Here is an 18,229-nt window from a genome sequence, read left to right on the forward strand (position 1 = left end):
TGGATTCCTAAAAATCGGCAGCAGGTGATTTGGATGCACCGGTTTCTTTGCAACCGATCGCCTTCCAGCAGACGTGCTGCTCCCGGATCGGAATAGAGGATGTCCATCGCCAATTGTTGTCTCGAGCGCTCGCAGTCGCCGGAGAGCACTTGAACATATAAGTGCAAACTTGCGATAACAACCAAAGTAGGTCCACAAGTCTTGTCTCCAGTTTTGTCTTCAGACGTGCTCATCCGCAAAATTCGAAGAATTGCTGATATCAGCGACGATGACGCCGCGGTCCTGCGGGGCATGCCGACTCAGGAAAAGGATGTTGCAGCCAATCAGGATATCGTATCGGAAGGCGATAGCCCCACAAATTCGTTTGTGGTTCTGGACGGCCTGGTGTGTTCGTCCAAGTATACTGGTCAGGGAAGACGGCAGATCACCAGCTTCTTTGTCGCAGGCGATATTCCCGATCTGCATGGCCTGCATCTTTCTGTGATGGATTGCAGCTTCTCGAGCCTGATGCCAAGCAGATTAGGCTTCATCCGTCATAGCGTCCTTCGCCCAATTTGCGAACAGCATCCGCGTATCGCGACGGCGTTCTGGCGATCGACCCTCATCGACGCCTCCATCTACCGGGAATGGGTCACCAATGTCGGGCGACGCGAGGCCTATGCCCGCACGGCCCACATCCTATGCGAGCTTATCGTGCGTTTGCGGTCCGTCGGACGCATCGAGGACCACGTAGCGGATCTCCCGATCACGCAGGCCGCTCTTGGCGATGCTCTCGGCTTATCGACAGTTCACGTGAACCGCACCCTCCAGGAACTGCGCGGCGACGGCCTGATTGCCAGCTCAGGTACAAGGCTGCGCGCTCTCGACTGGCCCCGCCTGGTCCGAGCAGGAGACTTCGATCCGAGGTACCTGCACCAAAGGGACGTTGCCTAGCTTTTGATGAGGATGCCGATCGCATGCGACGATATTTCTTTGACAGCGGCGATGCCGAGCATCTCGTTGAAGACGACATGGGCCTGGAATGCGAAGGGATCGCGGCAGCCCGCCAGGCAGCTGTCGACGGTCTGGTAGACTTGGCACGGGAAACACTGGGAGGCTCGGAGCAGCAACAGCTGTTGGTGGATATTCGTGACGAGAGCGGGCGAAAGATCCTGAGGCTCAGCTTGATTCTCAAAATCGAAAAGCTTGAACTCAGCGCTTCGGGATGAGTTTGGAACAGTCGTTTTGCTGCTCTCGGCATGGCAATTGAGGCGGGCGATTGGTTCGTTCGGTACGTCGTTCTTGCCGCCGGTCCCACTACAGGCGCCGTCATGTCGGCGGCAATGGATACGACTGCTACAATGTGGCCGGCCTGCAAGACAGACAAACTCCGGGTTAACGAATGTGAATGCTTGTGCCCGTGCCCCAGGGCAAGGTGGCGGGAGGTGCCTGTAGGTGCCTGGATCAGGCCCAGTCGCAATCACTTCGCGAAGCCTGTTTTTTGAGTTGTTCAACAGAGCCCAACCAAGGCTCTGAGGGAGGCCGATTTTGTCACACAGGGGCGATACCTTGGCTCAGCAGGCCGCTGGTGAAATTTCCATCGTCGAGTTCATTCCCGCACTGCGCGCTTTCGCGCGCGCTTTTTGCCAGGTCCGGGAAGATGCAGACGATCTGGTGCAGGAAACGTTGACGAAAGGGCTGGCCAACATCGACAAGTTCGAGCCCGGAACGCGAATGAAGTCATGGCTCTTCACTATCATGCGCAACACCTACTATACGCGCGTCAGGGCTGCCACGAGGGAAGCACCAGGTATCGTTGACTGCGCCTCGCTTGCACCCGTTTCGCAGCCTGCACAGGAATGGTCGATGCAAAGCAAGGAGGTCCACCGGGCCATTCAAAGCTTGCCAAAATCTCAGAGCGAAGTGCTGATGCTGGTGGGGGTGCTTGGTGTCAGCTACGAAGAGACTGCCGTGATATGCGGTTGCGCCGTTGGAACGGTCAAAAGCCGGCTCAGTCGCGCACGGGCAGGCGTGCTAGAGATTCTGGGCGAAAAATCAGCACAGGAGCTGACAGAAAGACGCGATTACGTGCGCGATGGGCGATTGGCTACAACAATGGCCGGCAACGCCTGACTATTGAGCGCCGGCCATGAGGGGTTGCGGTGACGGATACTCATTGGAACTAGTGTTGCCCTAGGTCCTCCCACGAGAACGCGCGCACGTTGCGGCCGTTCTGTCCCGGGATGGGAAGGTGAGACTTGGATAGAAAGACCTCAAATGCCGGAGAAGGTGAACACCTCGAGCAATTTGAGCGCGCTTCTGCGAAAGAGCGCGAACTCGCAACAGGAGGAGAGGGCGACGCACCGCCAGCTGCCGCGGTCGCTGCGGCACTGATCAGTGTTTTGGAAACCGATCGAGACGGGGAAATTTTCCACGTCGCGAGTTGCGAACGCGATGCCGCTGACATCACGCAGGCATTGCGCCACTTCCTCCCAGGAGCTGACATCCTGTTTATGCCCCCTTGGGATTGCATGCCTTTCGACAGGGTGTGGCCCACTCGCGCCACCATGGGGCGGCGGGTCAGCGTCCTGCAAGCTGTTGCGGCCCCTCCAAAAGGTCCCCGCATCACAGTTACTTCGGTCGAATCTGCCCTGCAGCGGGTACCTCCCCCCTCGCTAATCGGCCAGAGTTTCGCCACCCTGCAGACCGGACAGAAGATGGACCTGGGGGCACTTCGGGTGTTCGCTGAGAGAACAGGCTATGTTGTCGACGATCGAGTCGATGAACCAGGCGAGATACCCGTCCGCGGCGATCTTGCCGACATTTTCCCTGCCGACCGTGACCACCCAGTACATGTTATGCTGGGTTCTGACCGCGCCATCTCTGAACTCAAGACATATGACCCAATCACTCAACGAAGCGAGCGATCTCTGCACAGTGTCGTGGTTGGCCCGGCATCGGAGCTCATGGTGCAAGCCGGCAACGAGTTCGACCGCGCAGCTATGCGCACGATCCCCATGGAGGAACGGCTGGTCTCGCTCTATTCCGACTTGCCGCGCTTTTCGATGTCGCGTCGACAGCCTCCGTCTGCTTCCTGGCTGGACTGGAAGAAATCGGGCTTGCTCGCGTGTTGGACCTCATTGAGGATGCGTGGCGCGGCAGACACCAAGTATCAGCGACGGCGGGGTTGGCCGCGAAACGATTTTATTTGTCGCGCGAAGAGTGGGATAACGCGCTGCGGGATCGCCAGTGCTTGAGACTTACTCTCCCGGATGGTCGAATTCCCAAATTCTACCACCTGCCGCGAGCTGGGCGCGAATTCGCCGAGTTCGCCGCGGCACGCGCAAGTTTGGGGTTTAGTGTGGTGGTGACAGGCGAAGCTTCGGAACTGCGCCGAGCAGACCGGCTGATCGACCGTCAGCTCGGTCACAAGATGGAGCCAGTCGCCGACTGGCCGCAAATCCTCTCGGTCAAAAGAGGCTCTCTTCTCAAGGCGGAGTTCGATCTTACGGAGGGGTTTGTCGACCCGCTGTCCCGAATTGCGGTTGTTGCGGCAGCGGACATATTCGGTCCGTCATGGACTGCAAACGCAGGGTCCCGCAGCGGCATAGTCGAACCCGACCTGCGGGTCGGCGATCTAGTTGTCCATGAAGACCACGGCCTGGGCGTCCTTGCCGCCATCCAACAAATTGAAGTGGCTGGCCTGCAACAGGATGTCGTGAAGCTTGAATATGATGGTGGCGCTTCCTTGCTTGTTCCAGTGGAGGAGTTCGGCCGCATATGGCGCTACGGATCCGAGCCAGATGCAGTAGCCTTGGACCGACTAGACAGTGAAGGTTGGAACAAGCGGCGCCAGTCTGTGGCCCGGGAGATCGAGAAGTTGGCCAACCGGCTGGTTGCCAGGGCGAAGGCCAGGTCCCGCCAGTCAGCCGAAATGATCAAGCCGTCGCGTGCCGACTGCGCTTCGCGGCGCGATTTCCGTACGCCGAGACCCTCGACCAGACCGCCGCATTCCGAGCCGTAATGAACGACCTGTCGTCGGGGAAGACGATGAACCGGCTGGTCTGTGGGGATGTCGGCTTTGGAAAGACGCAGGTGGCGCTTCGGGCGTGTGCTGCCGCAGCATTCTGCGGCAAGCAGGTTGCTATCGTTGCGCCCACCACGGTGCTCGCGCGCCAGCACTACGAGACGTTCTGCCGTCGTTTCGCAGGGTTCAACATCGAGGTTGCTCACCTGTCCAGGGTAATCCGGTCGACAGAGACAAGAAAAGTCAAGGACGGTCTGAGAAGCGGTAACATTGCAGTCGTGGTCGGGACCCACGCTGTTGCGGCCAACGGGGTGGCCTTTACCAATCTCGGGCTGCTCATAATTGACGAAGAGCATCGGTTCGGGGCCAAGCTGAAGCAATCACTGCGAGGCCTGGCGCCATGCCTCCACACCTTGACCATGAGCGCTACTCCGATACCCCGCACGCTTCAATTGGCGATGGCGGGCGTGCAGGAAGTCAGTGTTCTGAATACACCGCCTGCCAAGCGGCGTCCGGTTCGCACCATCTTGGCTCCTTTCGATGCCGGTTCGGCCAAGGCTGCTGTGTTACGTGAATACCGTCGCGGGGGACAAAGCTTCTTTGTGGTTCCACGGATAGATGACATCGAGACTGTCTTCAGACAACTGGGCAGGCTGGTTCCGCAGCTCTTGGTGAAGATCGCGCATGGCGAAATGAAAGCGCGTGAGTTGGACGAGATCGTGGTTCGCTTCGCCGCTGGCGAAGGTGACATTTTGCTGGCCACCGACATCATCGAAAGCGGACTTGATATACCGCAGGCCAACACCATTCTGGTTTGGCGGGCGGACCGTTTCGGACTTGCACAGCTCCACCAGCTTCGAGGGCGCGTACGCAGAGGCAGACTGCAGGGCTTTGCGTTTCTGTTGTCCGAGCCCGGCAAGGAATTAGCTGAAGCCACCAGGAGCCGGCTTTCGGCTCTTGCGGCGCTCGACCAGCTTGGCTCTGGCCTGACTATCAGCCAAAGGGACCTCGCGCGGCGCAGGCGACCTTTTCGGCGAAGAACAGGCCGGCCACATAAAGCGGATCGGCGTAGGACTCTACCAACGATTGCTCGAGCGTGCCTCATCAATTGCTCGTGGCGGCACCCGGTCTGACCGGCAACTGCCGGACATCAATTTGGGGGCCGGAGGGTCATTCCCAGGAAGCTATGTGCCGGAGCCAGCCATACGCCTCAGCCTCTATTCGCGGTTGTTCGGTATGAGCACGCATTCGGATCTCAACGCATTTGCCGACGAAGTGGAGGACCGCTTTGGAGACATGCCGAGCGAAGTGGCGACGCTGCTGGAAGCAACCCGGCTGCGAATAGATGCAGCGGAGTTGGGTCTGAGTCAGGCCAACGTAGGACCCGAAGCGATTGCGATCACCTTTCGCACAAAACCCTCCGCGTCGGTCTGTCAGAACCTTAAGGGGTGAACGGGTTCGAATTTCGGCGAGGCCGCTTGATCTTCAGGCCGCCAACCACAACGGGCACTGCACAGCTGGAGGTTCTACGAAGCCTGATCGGTTCCATTCGTTCCGCGCACGCACCAGGTTAACTAGACTAGTGGCGAGCCCGATTGCGGGTCAAAGCACGACCCGCAATGGCCCTAGTAGCGGTCCAAGAAGGCCAGAATCAGTCTTGCCGGATATGATCAAAGTCCACGGCGAGACCATGCCTGACCGCACGGTCGGCGACCATGTTCGCAAGCTCCCGGTCTGAGATTGATGCCACCCCAACGACCTGCCTTAGCGCTCTCAAGGCGAGCCCTGTCGACATGACTCTATCACGCCGGCTGCGTACGCCGACATAGTGTTCCACTAGATCTTCAAGCTGTCGCACCTTGCGCCTCCACATCTGCTCTTCCAGGCCACTATGCTGAGGTTTGTGGCGTATGCATTCACATTCGTTAAGGGACTAAGACAAACGCGCCTGGCAGCCCACCGAATGCCAGGGCATGCTAGTTGCTGGCGTGTCATATGTCACAGCGTCGCGCGCTGAATGATCGTTCGCTCAGCTGTCGCGCAGATCTGCGCATCTACCGACTTTCACTCCACTTACCCGAACTTGCGCGACCGGCCACTCTCTTCCTGACGCCGTCCCTTGGATGCGGCGTATTTTTTGTGATTGTCTCTCAGCCCGTTCTTCGTCTCTCCAAGAGGCAGGATGGCACCTTCCCACGCACCCGGACGAAGTCTGTACGGGGCATGCAATTTGGAAGAAGTGGTCGGGAACAGGAAAGATGGTTGACCGTTCCAGCTGAATGGAAAATCGTCATGGGTCAAAGCCCGACACGATTTTGGTAGTTAGTGCTGACGTGACCACTCGTTCGGCCACGGCGGACTACCTTCGGCATTGTGGCTACCGAGTTATCGAGGCAAAAGATGCCCTTGCTGCCCAAGAGGCGGTGGGGCATTCCGGCTTCTACGTTGATACCATTTTATCGGACGTTGACCTGCCAGGCGGGACGAATGGGTATCAGCTTGCCGCGTGGGTTCGGCAGAATAGAGAAGACATCAAGGTGGTGCTGTCATCGGCCGTGGAGCGAACCGCCAAAGCAGCCGGTGACCTCTGCCAGGATGGCCCTCTCGCCAAGCCGTATGACTTGGCAATTCTCCTAGCGCGCATCAGGAGATTGAACGGCTGGTCTCTTAGAGATCTCGACCAAAGTTCCTAAGCTTGTCAGCTTTCGACACCATGACAGCAACCCTTCAGGCAGACGATCCTCATCCGGAGCGCAGCCGAGATGCTCAAGCGGTCGCTGTGACGCGGCGGGTTGAAGTCAGCGGTCAACCGACCGTCGCTCGACCTGTTGGCTGCCGCAGAGCCGTGGCGAAGGAACAACAAGAGACTGGGCCAGTTAGACCATGCATGCGTCGATACAAGTGAAATAGGAGATGACAATGGCGACGAAGAAAGGCTCTCAGGGCGGCTCCAAGGGTTTGGAAGACCTTTTCCATGATGGGCTGAAAGACATTTACTACGCTGAACGCAAGATTCTGACCGCGCTCCGGAAAATGGCAAAGGGCGCGGAGTCAGAAGAGCTGAAGGCGGCGTTCGAAAAACATCGTGACGAGACCGAAGGTCAAATCGAGCGCCTGCAGCAAGTTTTTGACGCATTTGGCAAGAGAGCCCAAGGGAAGACGTGCCCGGCGATCGACGGCATCATCGAAGAAGGACAGGAGATCTTGGAGGAATTCGAGGAGGCCCCGGCATTGGACGCGGGTCTCGTGGCTGCAGCCCAGTCCGTCGAACACTATGAAATAGCGCGCTACGGGACTCTTGTCACATGGGCCGGGTTACTTGGTCTGAAAGACGCCGTCCCGCTACTCGAACAGACGCTCAAGGAAGAAAAAGCAACCGATGAGGCGCTCACTTTACTGGGCGAAACAGGGGTCAACGAACGGGCGATGCAACAGGCGGCATAACCTCGGATCGAATCGACGCCACCGCGGCCCCGGACAGACGGATTGGAGCTTGGTTGTATCCAGGCACACATACGCCGCAGCCGCCGCGCCGTCGACGTGGCGGTGGCCGACCGGTTCCGACTAGGCGACCGGAACTGACAATGGGCGATTGCCGCGTACGATTGCTTGCGCCCACCCTGGGCGACGGGATGGTTGTATGAACGAGAATACCGCTCGTCGGCCCACAGCAGGCTCTTCCGGGTTCGACAGTTTTTTCATGGCTGGTTTCGAGTGTTCCTCCCACCGGCGCGCTGACGGGGCTCGTCTTGATCTGATCCGCGCGACATCACATGACATCCATGCACAAGGCGACTATCGCCGTTGCGCCGAGCTTGAGCTTCGCACGATCCGCGACGGCTTGCGCTGGCACCTGATTGAAACAGCGCCCGGAGTCTTCGACTGGTCGAGTTGGACGTCGGCGATCGAAGCAGCCCAGGCGGCCGGGGTGCAGATTATCTGGGATATCTTCCACTATGGCTCGCCAGACCACATCGACCAAGGTGGCCCGGGCTTTATCGACGCCTACGTCCGTTTCGCTGCGGAAGCTGTTCGGGTTCATCGCTCCGTTACTGGCGTGGCTCCCCTGGTGTGCCCGATCAACGAGATTTCGTTTTTTGCATGGGCGGTGGAGGTCGGCTATTTCCCCCGCGTCGGGCCGAACAAGCGTGGATGGTTCAAACGACACCTTGTCAAAGCTGCGGTCGCCGGCGTGAGGGCGATGCGGGAGGCCGAACCCGGATGCAGGTTCATCTGGGCTGAACCGCTGATCCATATTGCTCCTCGTGACCGTACTCGCCCCGAGCGGCGGCGCGCCGAAAATGCTCGCCAGGGGCAATTCGAGGCGTATGACATGCTGATCGGGCGCGTGGAGCCGGAGTTGGGCGGCAGCGAGGACGTTGTAGCCGTCATCGGCCTCAACTTCTATCCGCACAACCAATGGTACTTGAATGGCCCAACGATACCGATGGGGCACCACGAATACCGTGCACTTTCGGAAATGCTGGTCGAGGTCGCCGAGCGATACAACAAGCCGATGTTCATCGCCGAGACCGGCGCCGAAGGATCCGGTCGGCCGGCCTGGCTTCACTACGTTTGCGACGAAGTGCGCGACGCGACCAGCCTCGGGGCACCTATCCAGGGTATATGCCTTTACCCGGTGACAGCCTACCCCGGTTGGGACAATTCGCGCCACGCCGAAGTCGGCTTGTTCTCCACCATTCATGCGGACGGCTCGCGCGCTCTTCGCAAGCCACTTGCCGACGAGGTGGAGCGCCAGCGCCAATTGTTCGTGGCCTTTGAAAAGCAACAAGCAGGCGCGCCATAGCCTCGCTGATCAGAACAGTGCACGCTTGTTCGCCGAGAGACATGGCCGTGGGTCACCCGACCGCGGGTCAGCCCGGCGCATCATTCACTCGGCCGCCTCACGCTGCGTCGGCGTGACGAGCATCCCGTTTGCCGGCAGACGTGTCTGAATGCGCCCGAACGTAGCCAATGCCTGACCGACGACCTGATCCATATTGTAGTAGCGATATGTTGCAAGACGTCCCACAAACCAGACCTCCGGGCAGGCCGCGGCCAAGGCTTCATAGCGCTTGTACAACGCCTCGTTTTCGGCCCGCGGTACCGGGTAATAAGGATCTCCGATGTCCGTGGGGTATTCGTAGGTGAGGCTGGTCTTCGGGCTCTGTTGACCGGTCAGATGCTTGTACTCGGTGATCCGTGTGTATTGTTCCGTCTGCGGATAGTTGACGACCGCGACCGGTTGGAACTGCTCGCAATCAAGCGTCATGTGCTCAAAGCGCAGCGAGCGGTATGGCAAGCGACCAAGCTTCCAGTCGAAATACTCGTCGACCGGCCCGGTGTAAATCATCCGCTGGAAGGGAATTCTGTCGCGAATTTCGCGATAGTCGGTCTGCAGCATGATCTTGATCTTGGGGTTATCCAGCATGCGCTGGAACATGCGCGTATACCCGCCTGCCGGCATGTTCTGGAAGCTGTCGCCAAAATAGCGATCGTCCCGATCGGTCCGGGTCGGGACTCGCGCTGTCACCGATTTGCTCAACTGGGAAGGGTCGACACCCCACTGCTTCCTCGTGTAGCCGCGAAAGAATTTCTCGTAGAGCTCTCTGCCTACAGTGCTCACCACGACGTCTTCGGCGGTGCGGATTTCTTCCACCGTTTCGCGCCGGGAAGCGAAGAAGTCCTGCAACTGCTCGGATGTCAACTCAAGGCCGTAGAGACGGTTTATTGTGTCGAGATTGATCGGTATCGGCAGCAGTTTTCCATCGACGAGCGACAGCACCCGATGTTCGTAAGGCCGCCATTCAGTGAATTGCGACAGGTAGTCGACAATCGATTGGGCGTTGGTGTGGAAGATGTGAGGCCCGTAACGGTGAATCAGGATTCCCGCCTCATCGTAGCAGTCATAGGCATTGCCGCCGACGTGATTTCGGCGGTCGATTATGAGAACACTTTCCTGGCGTTGTGACGCGATGCGCTCAGCCAGTACGCTGCCAGCAAAACCGGCCCCGACGATCAACCAATCGAACACGCTCACGCCCTCCTCAGGAACGGCACCATGCTCTTCATCGCATGGGCGCGCTGGATGTGGGCCGACATCGCGTTCCAGGTCTTCTCCCAGGACATGTTGGCAAGGTAGGCGTCGGCCTTTGTCACCAGAATATGGCGTGGGCGCGCCAAGATGGACCGAAGCTTGGCCTCGATATCCTCCGCGTCGACAATCTCGACAAGGCCTTCGGCGCCGTAGGTACGCACGACGTCGACGATCGCCGTGGAAATCACCGGCAGTCCTGCCGCGAGGAACTCGGGAGTCTTGGTCGGGCTGATGTAGCGGGTCGCTTCGTTGAGCGCGAACGGCATCCAGCCGGCACTCCAATGCCTGAGATAGCTCGGGAGGTCTGCATAGGACTTGGCCCCCAGCCAATGCAGGTTGCCTGCCGTGGGAAGGCTCGCTGGATCAATCTTGACGACAGGGCCAAGCATGACGAAATGCACGTCCGGCATTGCCGCAGCCGCCTGCGCGATCAGTTCGAGGTCGAGCCGTTCATCCATGACCCCGAAATACCCCACCCTCGGGTGAGGTATGTCGGCCTGGTCGAGCGGGTCGTCACCTGGCTCTCTCGCCCGATGGAAATGGGCAACGTCGATGCTGCTCGGGAAGGGAAAGATCGCCCGATGCAAGCTGCGCTTGGCCTCGTAGAGGCTCTGCCCGCCCGTGAAGACGACATCGGCGCGTTGCAACAGCGCTTTTTCCAACTGCGTCAACTCTGTGGGAGCGTCTTTGAACGCGGAGAGTTCATCCATGCAGTCGTAGACGCAGACGTCACAGGCGATATGATCGCTGAAACGTAGCGCCATGGGCGTGTAATACCAGGCCGTCAATCGGTCATGCGGCGTGGAGGCGGCGATCTGATCGACGAACCTGCGCTGGATCGCGTCCGCCCTGGTCGGGGAAGTACCAACTGGGATCAGCGGCGTCACAACTCTGATTGTAGATGAAACATCGTTCAGCCGCATCGAAGGGTGGCGCCTGTCATCGAAGATCGGCTCTTCGAAGTAAATTAGCGGTTGCTGTTTTGACGCCAGGGTCAGAATGTGTTGTGGTCTCTGATATACAAAGTTCCATCGAAGGTGAGAAAAGCAAATTAAAATAGACGATTGTACAGTGGATTTTTGTACTTTGGGCCGGCCCGCCGCCATTTCCATGTAAATTATCCTTCGCTATAGCTAGAAAATGCCTCGATTAACAAAAGTTAATCGAGGCAGCTTTGATATGAATTCGCAGCCGTGCATATAACTTCCATCCCAGTAAGTTGTTCCACAGCTGCAAACTGTTCGGGCGAGGCCAGTTGTGCGCTGCACTTGCGATGGCAGCAGAGAGCCGGCAACCCATTCAATCCGCATGATGAAACCCCACGCGTCAGGTCGGGCTCCCCAAATGTGGCCCTTTGCCACAGAACGGTTGAAATCCTTCGATCGTTCAACAACCGTTCATCGGCGGAGCTATAAATACGCCTGCGAAATCGATTTCATGTGAGTCGCGCAGGTGGTTCATTTTGAATGGAGCCCGCGAGGAATCGAGGAATGGTTGGCGAATGAAGATCGACTTTGAAACCAACGTCTTTCCGTTGTTTCACCCCCAGGTCGTGGATGACCTGAAGGACCCCTGTCCCGTCTTCGACGGCACGCTCTGGCACGTCTTCGGCTCAAGCGGCACGGTCACGACCGAAAGCTGGAAAATACTCCACGCCACGGCGCCGGATCTCTATGGACCCTGGATAGAGCACGAGCCGATCGTCTTGCCGATTACCGGATCGGGCGTTGCGGCACCCGGCGTCATTCATGAGTGCGGCGTCTTCCATATGTTCATCCAGACCGAATTCATGAAGTCCGGCGGACGTTGCGAGCATGCGGTCTCCAATGACGGCTTTCATTGGGTGGTGCTCAATCCGGCGATATTGTCGCTGCCCGACACCGATGAGGACGGCATCTACGATCCCCATCCGGCAATCATCGGCGGGAAGCGCTACATCGTCTATTCAGGCATGCCCAAATTCACCAGGGTGCCTCAGCCGGATGTCTTTCTGGCGCGCAGCCAATCCGATTCCTGGTTTGGGCCATGGAAACGTCTCGGCAAGATACTCGATCATCTCGACGTGCCGCATCACAATGCACGCGAGCATCCGGACTACGAATGGGGGATCGAAGGCGCCCAGATCGTCGAGCTGCCGGACGGTCGTGTGCTTCTCAACGCCACCTGCTTCCTCCCCGAAGGTCCGCGTGGCAGCCGGCAGCGCGTCTTCTTCGCCATCGCCGATTACGTCAAGGGTCCCTATGTGTCGGTCGGCCCCGTTCTCGACCCTGGCGAGCCCGGCGAGAACGGCCATTCGACCGTGATGATCGACGGCCGGCAACTGACCTTGTTCTATCAGAGCAGGCGTGAGGCGACGAACCATCGCTGGCGGTTCGGGTTAGCAAAGTGCGACCTGGATCGGCACATACTTTCGAGAGTTGCCTAGATGTTTAAGTTCCGGCATTTGCCGGAACGGAGGATGAAACGCTCTGGCGGTTGGTGGACGGATCGCTTTGTACCGGTGATTTGAGGATAGCAGGCGAAAGGCAGCCAGTGGGCGAACCCTGGAAAGCAAGCTGGTTGCCTCATAGACGACGTTGCTAGCTGCAAATCTGGCAATGGACTGTAATTGCGCGCAGCAACACCGCCAGTCGACTCAGGCGGTTTTGATCCTGAGCAGGATGTCCTGATCGTAATTCCCAAAGCCTTTGCCGAAAATGTTGATGCCGCCGGGGCGCTTGGCGTCGTCCTTGACGCCGATACGGATACGGATTGAATGATGGTTCTTCAGGTCGAGTGCGGCGAGGCCGGTTTCGGAAATCCTGAGGCCGTCGACATAGGTGCCGTCATTGGCAATTCGCCAGTTCTTCAGCTTGCCGTATTGCGAGCCCTTGAGCTTCCACCAAGAGGGGGTGAAGACCCCGCGCTTGTCGCCGAAATCCCCCGGCGACGTCCAGGTACCGACATCGACGCCATTGATCGTCAGCGTGATGTCCGAAGGCCAATCGGCGCTGGTGCCCGGCACTTCCGAAGACAGCTCTATCGCCACTTCGAGTTCGGTGATCTCGGCATTGGCGAGCTTGGCATTGTTGGGGAACTGGTATTCGACAAAACCGCGCGTGAACCATAGCAGACCGGCTTTCATGCGGTCCGGATCGAGGAAAGTGTTGGGAACATCGAGCAGACCGATGATGCCGTCCGGCGAGCAAAGGCCGCAGGGCGCGGTAACCTCGAAGCCGGTGTAAAGCCCGATCGGCATCGACACTTCGATCGCGTCGTTCTTGACCGCACGATATTCGCTCTTGAACACGACGAGCACTTCTTCGGCCGTCGGATAACAGATTTTCTGACTGCCTTTCTTCGCTTTCAGATTCTCGGTGCGGATCAGCCCCGCATCCTCCAGCACCTGGATGTTGGTCGAGACGGTCGACTGCGGCAGCGACAGCACGGCGGCGATTTCGTTGACATTCATCGGCCCCTTCTCATGCAGCAGTTTCAGCATCGAGATACGCGCCGAGGAGGCAAGCCCCTTGAGCACGGCAATGCCTTCCTCAGGTTCAATCACCAGAAAATTGCGACTCATGAAACTGCCAGTCTATGCTCGTGACAGAGGTAATGGCTTCGCTCGTGCTTGTAAGTTGCGTTAGTGGGTGGGCATTGCACGACGCTGAACGAAACGCCGAGCCGGTGATTTGGTTACATCAAGCGCTCGAAAGGCAGTAAGCCCGGCATGCTGCACCAAGGATGGTGCGACACGTCTACATTTCTCAGAGCGTGAACTCCTTGTAATGCGGGGTGCTTGACAGCCCGCGGCCCCAATGCAGATGACTAGACGCTTGCGGCCTTAAAGGCAGACAGAAGCGAGCCACGAATTGGGGCCGTTCCCCTGCCCAATCTCCAAGATGCCAGACCCCGACCTCGATGTTACCGGACACCGGCCGGGATGGATGCACACGATGCAGTTCGCTGAAATGCGTTGTGGCCGTAAGTTATGTCATTCGCTACCCGATAGGATCGGGGCAGGGTTCTACCTATTGCTTTGCGCATGATCTTCCGAAAACCGGATTCCCATGCCGGGATCATGCGCCAGTGCCGGCCTACTTCATGCTGGCCGCGGCAGCGACCCTGCCGACCATGGCGAGAACAGCTAGCGGTGCGGTGTGGTGGACCATGTGGCCGGCCTGCGGGATGATATCGACAAAGGAACCAGGAATCTCGGATTGCAGCCTAAGAGCCTCGGCTTTCGCATCGAACAACCGGTCGCCGGCCCCCGCGATAATGCCGACAGGCAGCGACAGATCATCGTAGCGGGTGAAGCGGCCGCCAGCCAGTGCGGCGGCCAGCATCAATCCCGATTCGGCGGCGATCGACCGCAGCTGTGAGGGCCGGCTGGCGATGTCCTTTGCCGACGAAGCAAACGCCGCGGAGATGAAGCCGGGGCGAAATATCTTGCCCATGGCAAGCGACCAGGTGAGCCGCACAAGCAGCGGCAGCAAGGTGTGGCAGAAAACACCCCCGGCGACAGGCAAGGCCGGCAGCGCCGCCAGTGCGAGGCCCAGGCGCGGCGGCGGATAGTAATAGCCTGAGACAAGCACGATTCCGGCAACTGATGCTGGGTGCCTGCGCGCGAGCTGGAGAGCCACCGACGCGCCCCAGGAATGGCCCAGAACGAGATATCTTTCGATCCCAAGCTGCGCGGCGGCGGCATGAATGAGATCGGCTTGCGCGGCCGCCGTCCACCATTTGCCTCGCGGCCGCGTGCTCCTGCCGAAGCCGGGCCGGTCAAAGGCGAGCACCCGGTATTTGCCGGCCGCTTCGTCGAGCATGCCGCTGGTCTTGAAATCCTCGGCCGACGAGCCGTTTCCGTGCAGCAGGATCAACGGCGTCCCGCTGCCCTGCTCAAGGAGGTGCAGGCGCACCCCCGCCACCCCGCTAAAGCGCCCCGACCCGTGCGGGAAAAGCGCGCGTCTGGCGCGAGCGCTGTTGTACAGCGCCAGGCCAGACAGCCCGGCGCCAAGCAGGACGGCGGCTGCTGTTGTCTTGTTCGTGCGGCGGACCACTAGCGGCCGTCAAGCGCAAACTGGACAGGCGTGACCACTCTCGAATGCGTTGTTGCTATTGCCAAACTGCCGTGCATGTCGGCTGTGTGGCTCGCCAAGTCCATCTTTGCTCTCCCTGTTTGGCTGCCCCCAACCCGTCTGATCGCCGGTTGTTCCTGGAAGAAGGCTCTGCTGGTTTCCGCTCGGCGGAACTTTGTTGGGGGCTTGACGCCGATGCGCTGAAACGGATCCGATGATGACCGGCGCAGCACCGTAACGACCGTTAGGCATGTCAGACCGGTGAATCGGGCTACCCAGGCCGAACCAGACAAAGCCCTCTCCATTGGCGGCCTCAATTTTTCCTCGGCTTCCAATCGTGCTCGAACTGCTCGGCCCATTCCAGGTTCAACAGCCATGGCTCCCGTCGCCCGATCCACAGCTCGTAATCTGGAATAAGATTGCTCGGAGCTTGATCTAGCAGGCTGTTGAAGAAGTCCACTTGCGGGCGACGAAATCAGCTTCGTCGCCGCCATGGAAGCAGATTTGTCCGGTGATAGAGCTGTCTGGTTGGATTTCAGCCCAGCCATCGCCTTGGGCTTCGTCCATTTCGTCATTGCCCTGCCAGGAGAAGGCGACATTGTTGCCGTCGCCCGCGCCGAAGATCTGCCCGGTGACGCAGCCGAAGGCGAATTCGCCGGAGCCATCGGCCGCGAACTCAATGTAGGCGGGTTCCATCATGTCGCGATAATCCTCGACATAGTCGGGCATCGCGACGATCCGCCAACGGCCGGTGAGGCTCATGCCGGCGCTGCCAGCAGTTTGAAGCGGATCAGATTGTAGGCCGCCAGGTTCAAGGTGAAGGCCGCGCCCACACGGGCGCATCCTCGCAGCTTGACCTTGGCCATGCCGGCCGAGGCCTTGATCCAACCGAACACCTCCTCGATCCGCTTGCGGCAGCGCTGGCTGACATCATAGCCCGGATGGCGCTTCGTGCGGTCATCGATCGCCGTCACGCGAGGCTTGCCGGTTTTGCTCAGATGGCCGTCGACGGCGATGTGCGGCGTGACCTTGCGCTCGCGCAGGTCCTTGATGAACTGGCGCACGTCATAGGCCTTGTCGGCGCCCAGTGTGATGCGCCGCCGCGACGGTCTGCGGTCCAACATGGCGAGCGCGGCATCACGCTCGCCTGTGCCCGTGGCCTGGGTAATGCCGCCATCAACCGCAAGCCCATGACGGTTCTCCATCAGCGCATGCCCCAGATAGCAGAGCTTCGCCGGCTGCCCGTCGCCCTTCTTGTAGAGCCGCGCCTGCGGATCGCTCGTGCTCTGGTGTGTGTCGTTGGAGCGCTTCTCCTTATGAAAGCCGCGCTCGGCGTTACGCCCCGCCCCATCCGGGCCGTTATCGTCCCCGTCCTTGCGGCGGAAGCTCTTGATCGAAGCCCAGGCCTCGATCAGCGTCCCGTCCACCGAGAAGTGATCCGACGACAAAAGCCGCTTCACCCTTGGCTGAGCAAGCACCGCGCGCAGAAACTTGGCCGCGATCTCACCTTCCAACAGCCGATCCCGGTTCTTGGTGAAGCTCGAATGATCCCAGGCCGGATCGTCAACGCCAAGCCCGACGAACCAGCGGAACAGAAGATCAAACTCCATCCGCTCCATCAACTGACGCTCCGAGCGAATGCCGTAGAAGGCCTGCAACAGCATCGCACGCAGCAACCGCTCCGGCGCGATCGACGGGCGGCCGAGCCCTGGCGGATAAAGCACCGCAAAATCGCCATCCATCGCCACAAGAGCCGCGTTCACGATCTCCCGTATCACCCGCAGCGGATGGTCACGTCGAACACGCGCCTCAAGGTCGACATAGGAAAATAGCGAACCTGTCCGTTCGTCTAAGCCGCGCATCCACAAATCCCCAATCGTTCGGGGAGCAGTGAATCACGCTCCAAACAACCGCGCCAGCACTTCTTCAACAGCCTGCTAGACTGCCGATCATAACCTCGGCCTCGTCGTCCCGAATGCTTACGAGGCGCGAACACAGGTTGGGCAGAAGCTTCGCCCGGCAAAGGTGTGGAGATTGCCAGTGCCTTCGTAGCTCGATCTGGCCCAAACCGCGAAGCAGACGAAGGCGCTCCCGCTCGTTCGCCTGCAGTCATGGCAGTGGCCTACACCCACCCTCGTCGGCTGCCCTTTGAGTCGGATGGGAGCAGCTCCGCAGAGGCAGCCACCTGTGCGAACTTGCTCGTCCATCATATCGACACCGCTCGCATAAGGAGATCGCAGCTCTCGTCTGGATTCGGAACAGAAGACGCGTACCCAGCACATCGGGATCCGGCGTGCACATTGCCGCTTCTAAGGGCGGCTCTTCTGGTTGGGGTCCCACGGGAAGGCACATGGCGTACCCGATGCAATAGCGGTGAAGGCGACGCAGTTCGGCGACAGCCAAGGCCCTAGCCGTTCAGCGCTGCACGCTGTTTAGCGACGGAATCCGTCCCCATTCACGCAACCTCCGCCTTGTGTCTGCGTTGATCCGCTCCCAACGCGGAGAGCGATAAGAATGCCGGCGTTCATACCGATTACAATCTACCTTGATCGCAACGCCACGGTAGTCAAGACGATAGCTGACGTCGCGAAAGCGCTTGAACAACCGTGGCCGTATATGGGCAGGCAAGGACGGCTCAAAGCGATCCGATTGATCAACGTGTGCGGACTTCGAGCTCCGCACCTTTGCCGCTCTGGTCAACCTGCGTCGAACCTGCCCGGCCCTCGAACCGAAGCTCTACGCATCCTAAACGACGCCGATCGATGAATAACGGATGATCACCTCGTCCTGACGAAAGCGCCGCTCAAGGTCCGCACGGCGTGTTTGCCAGGCCCGCAGATCAATCTCCTCCGTCATCACCTCGAAGATGACGATTTCATCATTGCTGCACTCGCCGCCTTGCCGCCACAGCCCTTCGGCAGGTGCCTGCAAAAAAGCCGTGACGCCGGCGAACTGCTGGGCCAGTTCCTCTTTGAGCCGGTCGAAGTCCTGTTTGGGAAACGGTCTGCCGGAATTATCCGCGCGGGGTAGCAGGATTTGAAAGAGATACATGATGAAACTCAATGATCA

19 protein-coding genes are annotated in these 18,229 nt (G+C 59.3%); 11 read left to right on the forward strand and 8 right to left on the reverse strand.

Going from position 1 to position 18,229, the window contains the following annotated elements; translation table 11 throughout:
- Nucleotides 1-201 precede the first annotated feature (201 nt).
- The 10 genes from AC0L2P_RS24355 (at nt 202) to AC0L2P_RS24400 (ending at nt 8,813) form a co-directional block, all read left to right on the forward strand.
- Complete coding sequence (locus tag AC0L2P_RS24355) at nt 202-933, forward strand: Crp/Fnr family transcriptional regulator (protein ID WP_473504738.1); 732 nt, start codon at nt 202-204, stop codon at nt 931-933.
- Between the two features lie 23 nt (nt 934-956).
- Nucleotides 957-1,208, forward strand: coding sequence for a DUF6894 family protein (locus AC0L2P_RS24360; RefSeq protein WP_473504740.1), 252 nt, complete (start codon nt 957-959; stop codon nt 1,206-1,208).
- A gap of 340 nt (nt 1,209-1,548) precedes the next feature.
- Nucleotides 1,549-2,112: a sigma-70 family RNA polymerase sigma factor gene (locus tag AC0L2P_RS24365; RefSeq protein ID WP_473504742.1), complete on the forward strand. Its 564-nt coding sequence runs from the start codon at nt 1,549-1,551 to the stop codon at nt 2,110-2,112.
- 125 nt (nt 2,113-2,237) lie between these two features.
- Nucleotides 2,238-3,236, forward strand: a complete 999-nt coding sequence (locus tag AC0L2P_RS24370) for a hypothetical protein (RefSeq protein ID WP_473504744.1) — start codon at nt 2,238-2,240, stop codon at nt 3,234-3,236.
- Entirely contained in the window at nt 3,233-4,003 is a 771-nt protein-coding gene (locus AC0L2P_RS24375) for a CarD family transcriptional regulator (RefSeq protein ID WP_473504746.1), read from the forward strand. The genes AC0L2P_RS24370 and AC0L2P_RS24375 overlap by 4 nt, the downstream gene beginning before the upstream one ends.
- Nucleotides 4,003-5,139 (forward strand): DEAD/DEAH box helicase, encoded by a 1,137-nt coding sequence (locus tag AC0L2P_RS24380; protein WP_473504748.1) that lies wholly within the window; start codon nt 4,003-4,005, stop codon nt 5,137-5,139. The genes AC0L2P_RS24375 and AC0L2P_RS24380 overlap by 1 nt, the downstream gene beginning before the upstream one ends.
- 55 nt (nt 5,140-5,194) lie before the next feature.
- On the forward strand, nt 5,195-5,458 hold the full coding sequence (locus AC0L2P_RS24385; protein ID WP_473504750.1) for a TRCF domain-containing protein: 264 nt from the start codon (nt 5,195-5,197) through the stop codon (nt 5,456-5,458).
- Nucleotides 5,459-6,285: 827 nt separating this feature from the next.
- A complete protein-coding gene (locus tag AC0L2P_RS24390) occupies nt 6,286-6,699 on the forward strand; it encodes a response regulator transcription factor (protein ID WP_473504751.1) in 414 nt (137 codons plus the stop codon).
- Between the two features lie 226 nt (nt 6,700-6,925).
- A complete protein-coding gene (locus tag AC0L2P_RS24395) occupies nt 6,926-7,450 on the forward strand; it encodes a YciE/YciF ferroxidase family protein (protein WP_473504753.1) in 525 nt (174 codons plus the stop codon).
- A 196-nt stretch (nt 7,451-7,646) separates the two neighbouring features.
- A complete protein-coding gene (locus AC0L2P_RS24400; RefSeq protein WP_473504755.1) occupies nt 7,647-8,813 on the forward strand; it encodes a beta-glucosidase in 1,167 nt (388 codons plus the stop codon).
- Between the two features lie 84 nt (nt 8,814-8,897).
- On the opposite strand, the gene glf is transcribed toward AC0L2P_RS24400, so the two are convergent.
- Together glf and AC0L2P_RS24410 are read right to left on the reverse strand one after the other, a co-directional pair.
- Nucleotides 8,898-10,040, reverse strand: a complete 1,143-nt coding sequence (glf, locus tag AC0L2P_RS24405) for a UDP-galactopyranose mutase (RefSeq protein WP_473504835.1) — start codon at nt 10,038-10,040, stop codon at nt 8,898-8,900.
- Nucleotides 10,041-10,042: 2 nt separating this feature from the next.
- Nucleotides 10,043-11,215 carry a glycosyltransferase gene (locus tag AC0L2P_RS24410; RefSeq protein WP_473504757.1) on the reverse strand — a complete coding sequence of 391 codons (1,173 nt, stop codon included), beginning with the start codon at nt 11,213-11,215 and terminating at the stop codon, nt 10,043-10,045.
- 389 nt (nt 11,216-11,604) lie between these two features.
- Here AC0L2P_RS24410 and AC0L2P_RS24415 point away from each other — a divergent pair, with 389 nt between their 5' ends.
- On the forward strand, nt 11,605-12,528 hold the full coding sequence (locus tag AC0L2P_RS24415; protein ID WP_473504759.1) for a glycoside hydrolase family protein: 924 nt from the start codon (nt 11,605-11,607) through the stop codon (nt 12,526-12,528).
- A 210-nt stretch (nt 12,529-12,738) separates the two neighbouring features.
- Here the strand turns inward: AC0L2P_RS24415 and AC0L2P_RS24420 are convergent, their stop codons facing one another.
- The 6 genes from AC0L2P_RS24420 to AC0L2P_RS24445 all read right to left on the reverse strand — a co-directional run bounded on the left by AC0L2P_RS24420 (nt 12,739) and on the right by AC0L2P_RS24445 (nt 18,211).
- Nucleotides 12,739-13,665, reverse strand: coding sequence for an ArsR/SmtB family transcription factor (locus AC0L2P_RS24420; protein WP_473504760.1), 927 nt, complete (start codon nt 13,663-13,665; stop codon nt 12,739-12,741).
- 514 nt (nt 13,666-14,179) lie between these two features.
- The gene (locus AC0L2P_RS24425) at nt 14,180-15,001 is read right to left on the reverse strand and encodes an alpha/beta fold hydrolase (RefSeq protein ID WP_473504762.1); all 822 of its coding nucleotides are present in this window, start codon (nt 14,999-15,001) and stop codon (nt 14,180-14,182) included.
- Nucleotides 15,002-15,595: 594 nt separating this feature from the next.
- Complete coding sequence (locus AC0L2P_RS24430; protein WP_109672784.1) at nt 15,596-15,922, reverse strand: hypothetical protein; 327 nt, start codon at nt 15,920-15,922, stop codon at nt 15,596-15,598.
- Entirely contained in the window at nt 15,919-17,022 is a 1,104-nt protein-coding gene (locus tag AC0L2P_RS24435; protein WP_473504765.1) for an IS5 family transposase, read from the reverse strand. The genes AC0L2P_RS24430 and AC0L2P_RS24435 overlap by 4 nt, the downstream gene beginning before the upstream one ends.
- Nucleotides 17,023-17,139: 117 nt before the next feature.
- Nucleotides 17,140-17,442: a GFA family protein gene (locus AC0L2P_RS24440; protein WP_473504767.1), complete on the reverse strand. Its 303-nt coding sequence runs from the start codon at nt 17,440-17,442 to the stop codon at nt 17,140-17,142.
- Nucleotides 17,443-17,905: 463 nt separating this feature from the next.
- Nucleotides 17,906-18,211: a hypothetical protein gene (locus AC0L2P_RS24445; protein WP_473504769.1), complete on the reverse strand. Its 306-nt coding sequence runs from the start codon at nt 18,209-18,211 to the stop codon at nt 17,906-17,908.
- Between the last annotated feature and the right edge of the window lie 18 nt (nt 18,212-18,229).

The organism is Mesorhizobium sp. WSM4836, assembly GCF_055811815.1.

Excerpts from the sequence above, each read along its gene's own strand:
- AC0L2P_RS24360 (WP_473504740.1), top strand. The coding sequence starts at position 957 with ATGCGACGATATTTCTTTGACAGCGGCGATGCCGAGCATCTCGTTGAA.
- AC0L2P_RS24380 (WP_473504748.1), top strand. The coding sequence starts at position 4,003 with ATGAACGACCTGTCGTCGGGGAAGACGATGAACCGGCTGGTCTGTGGG.
- AC0L2P_RS24390 (WP_473504751.1), top strand. The coding sequence starts at position 6,286 with ATGGAAAATCGTCATGGGTCAAAGCCCGACACGATTTTGGTAGTTAGT.
- AC0L2P_RS24395 (WP_473504753.1), top strand. The coding sequence starts at position 6,926 with ATGGCGACGAAGAAAGGCTCTCAGGGCGGCTCCAAGGGTTTGGAAGAC.
- AC0L2P_RS24400 (WP_473504755.1), top strand. The coding sequence starts at position 7,647 with ATGAACGAGAATACCGCTCGTCGGCCCACAGCAGGCTCTTCCGGGTTC.
- AC0L2P_RS24410 (WP_473504757.1), bottom strand. The coding sequence starts at position 11,215 with ATGGAAATGGCGGCGGGCCGGCCCAAAGTACAAAAATCCACTGTACAA.
- AC0L2P_RS24415 (WP_473504759.1), top strand. The coding sequence starts at position 11,605 with ATGAAGATCGACTTTGAAACCAACGTCTTTCCGTTGTTTCACCCCCAG.
- AC0L2P_RS24420 (WP_473504760.1), bottom strand. The coding sequence starts at position 13,665 with ATGAGTCGCAATTTTCTGGTGATTGAACCTGAGGAAGGCATTGCCGTG.
- AC0L2P_RS24430 (WP_109672784.1), bottom strand. The coding sequence starts at position 15,922 with ATGAGCCTCACCGGCCGTTGGCGGATCGTCGCGATGCCCGACTATGTC.
- AC0L2P_RS24435 (WP_473504765.1), bottom strand. The coding sequence starts at position 17,022 with ATGCGCGGCTTAGACGAACGGACAGGTTCGCTATTTTCCTATGTCGAC.
- AC0L2P_RS24440 (WP_473504767.1), bottom strand. The coding sequence starts at position 17,442 with ATGTGCTGGGTACGCGTCTTCTGTTCCGAATCCAGACGAGAGCTGCGA.
- AC0L2P_RS24445 (WP_473504769.1), bottom strand. The coding sequence starts at position 18,211 with ATGTATCTCTTTCAAATCCTGCTACCCCGCGCGGATAATTCCGGCAGA.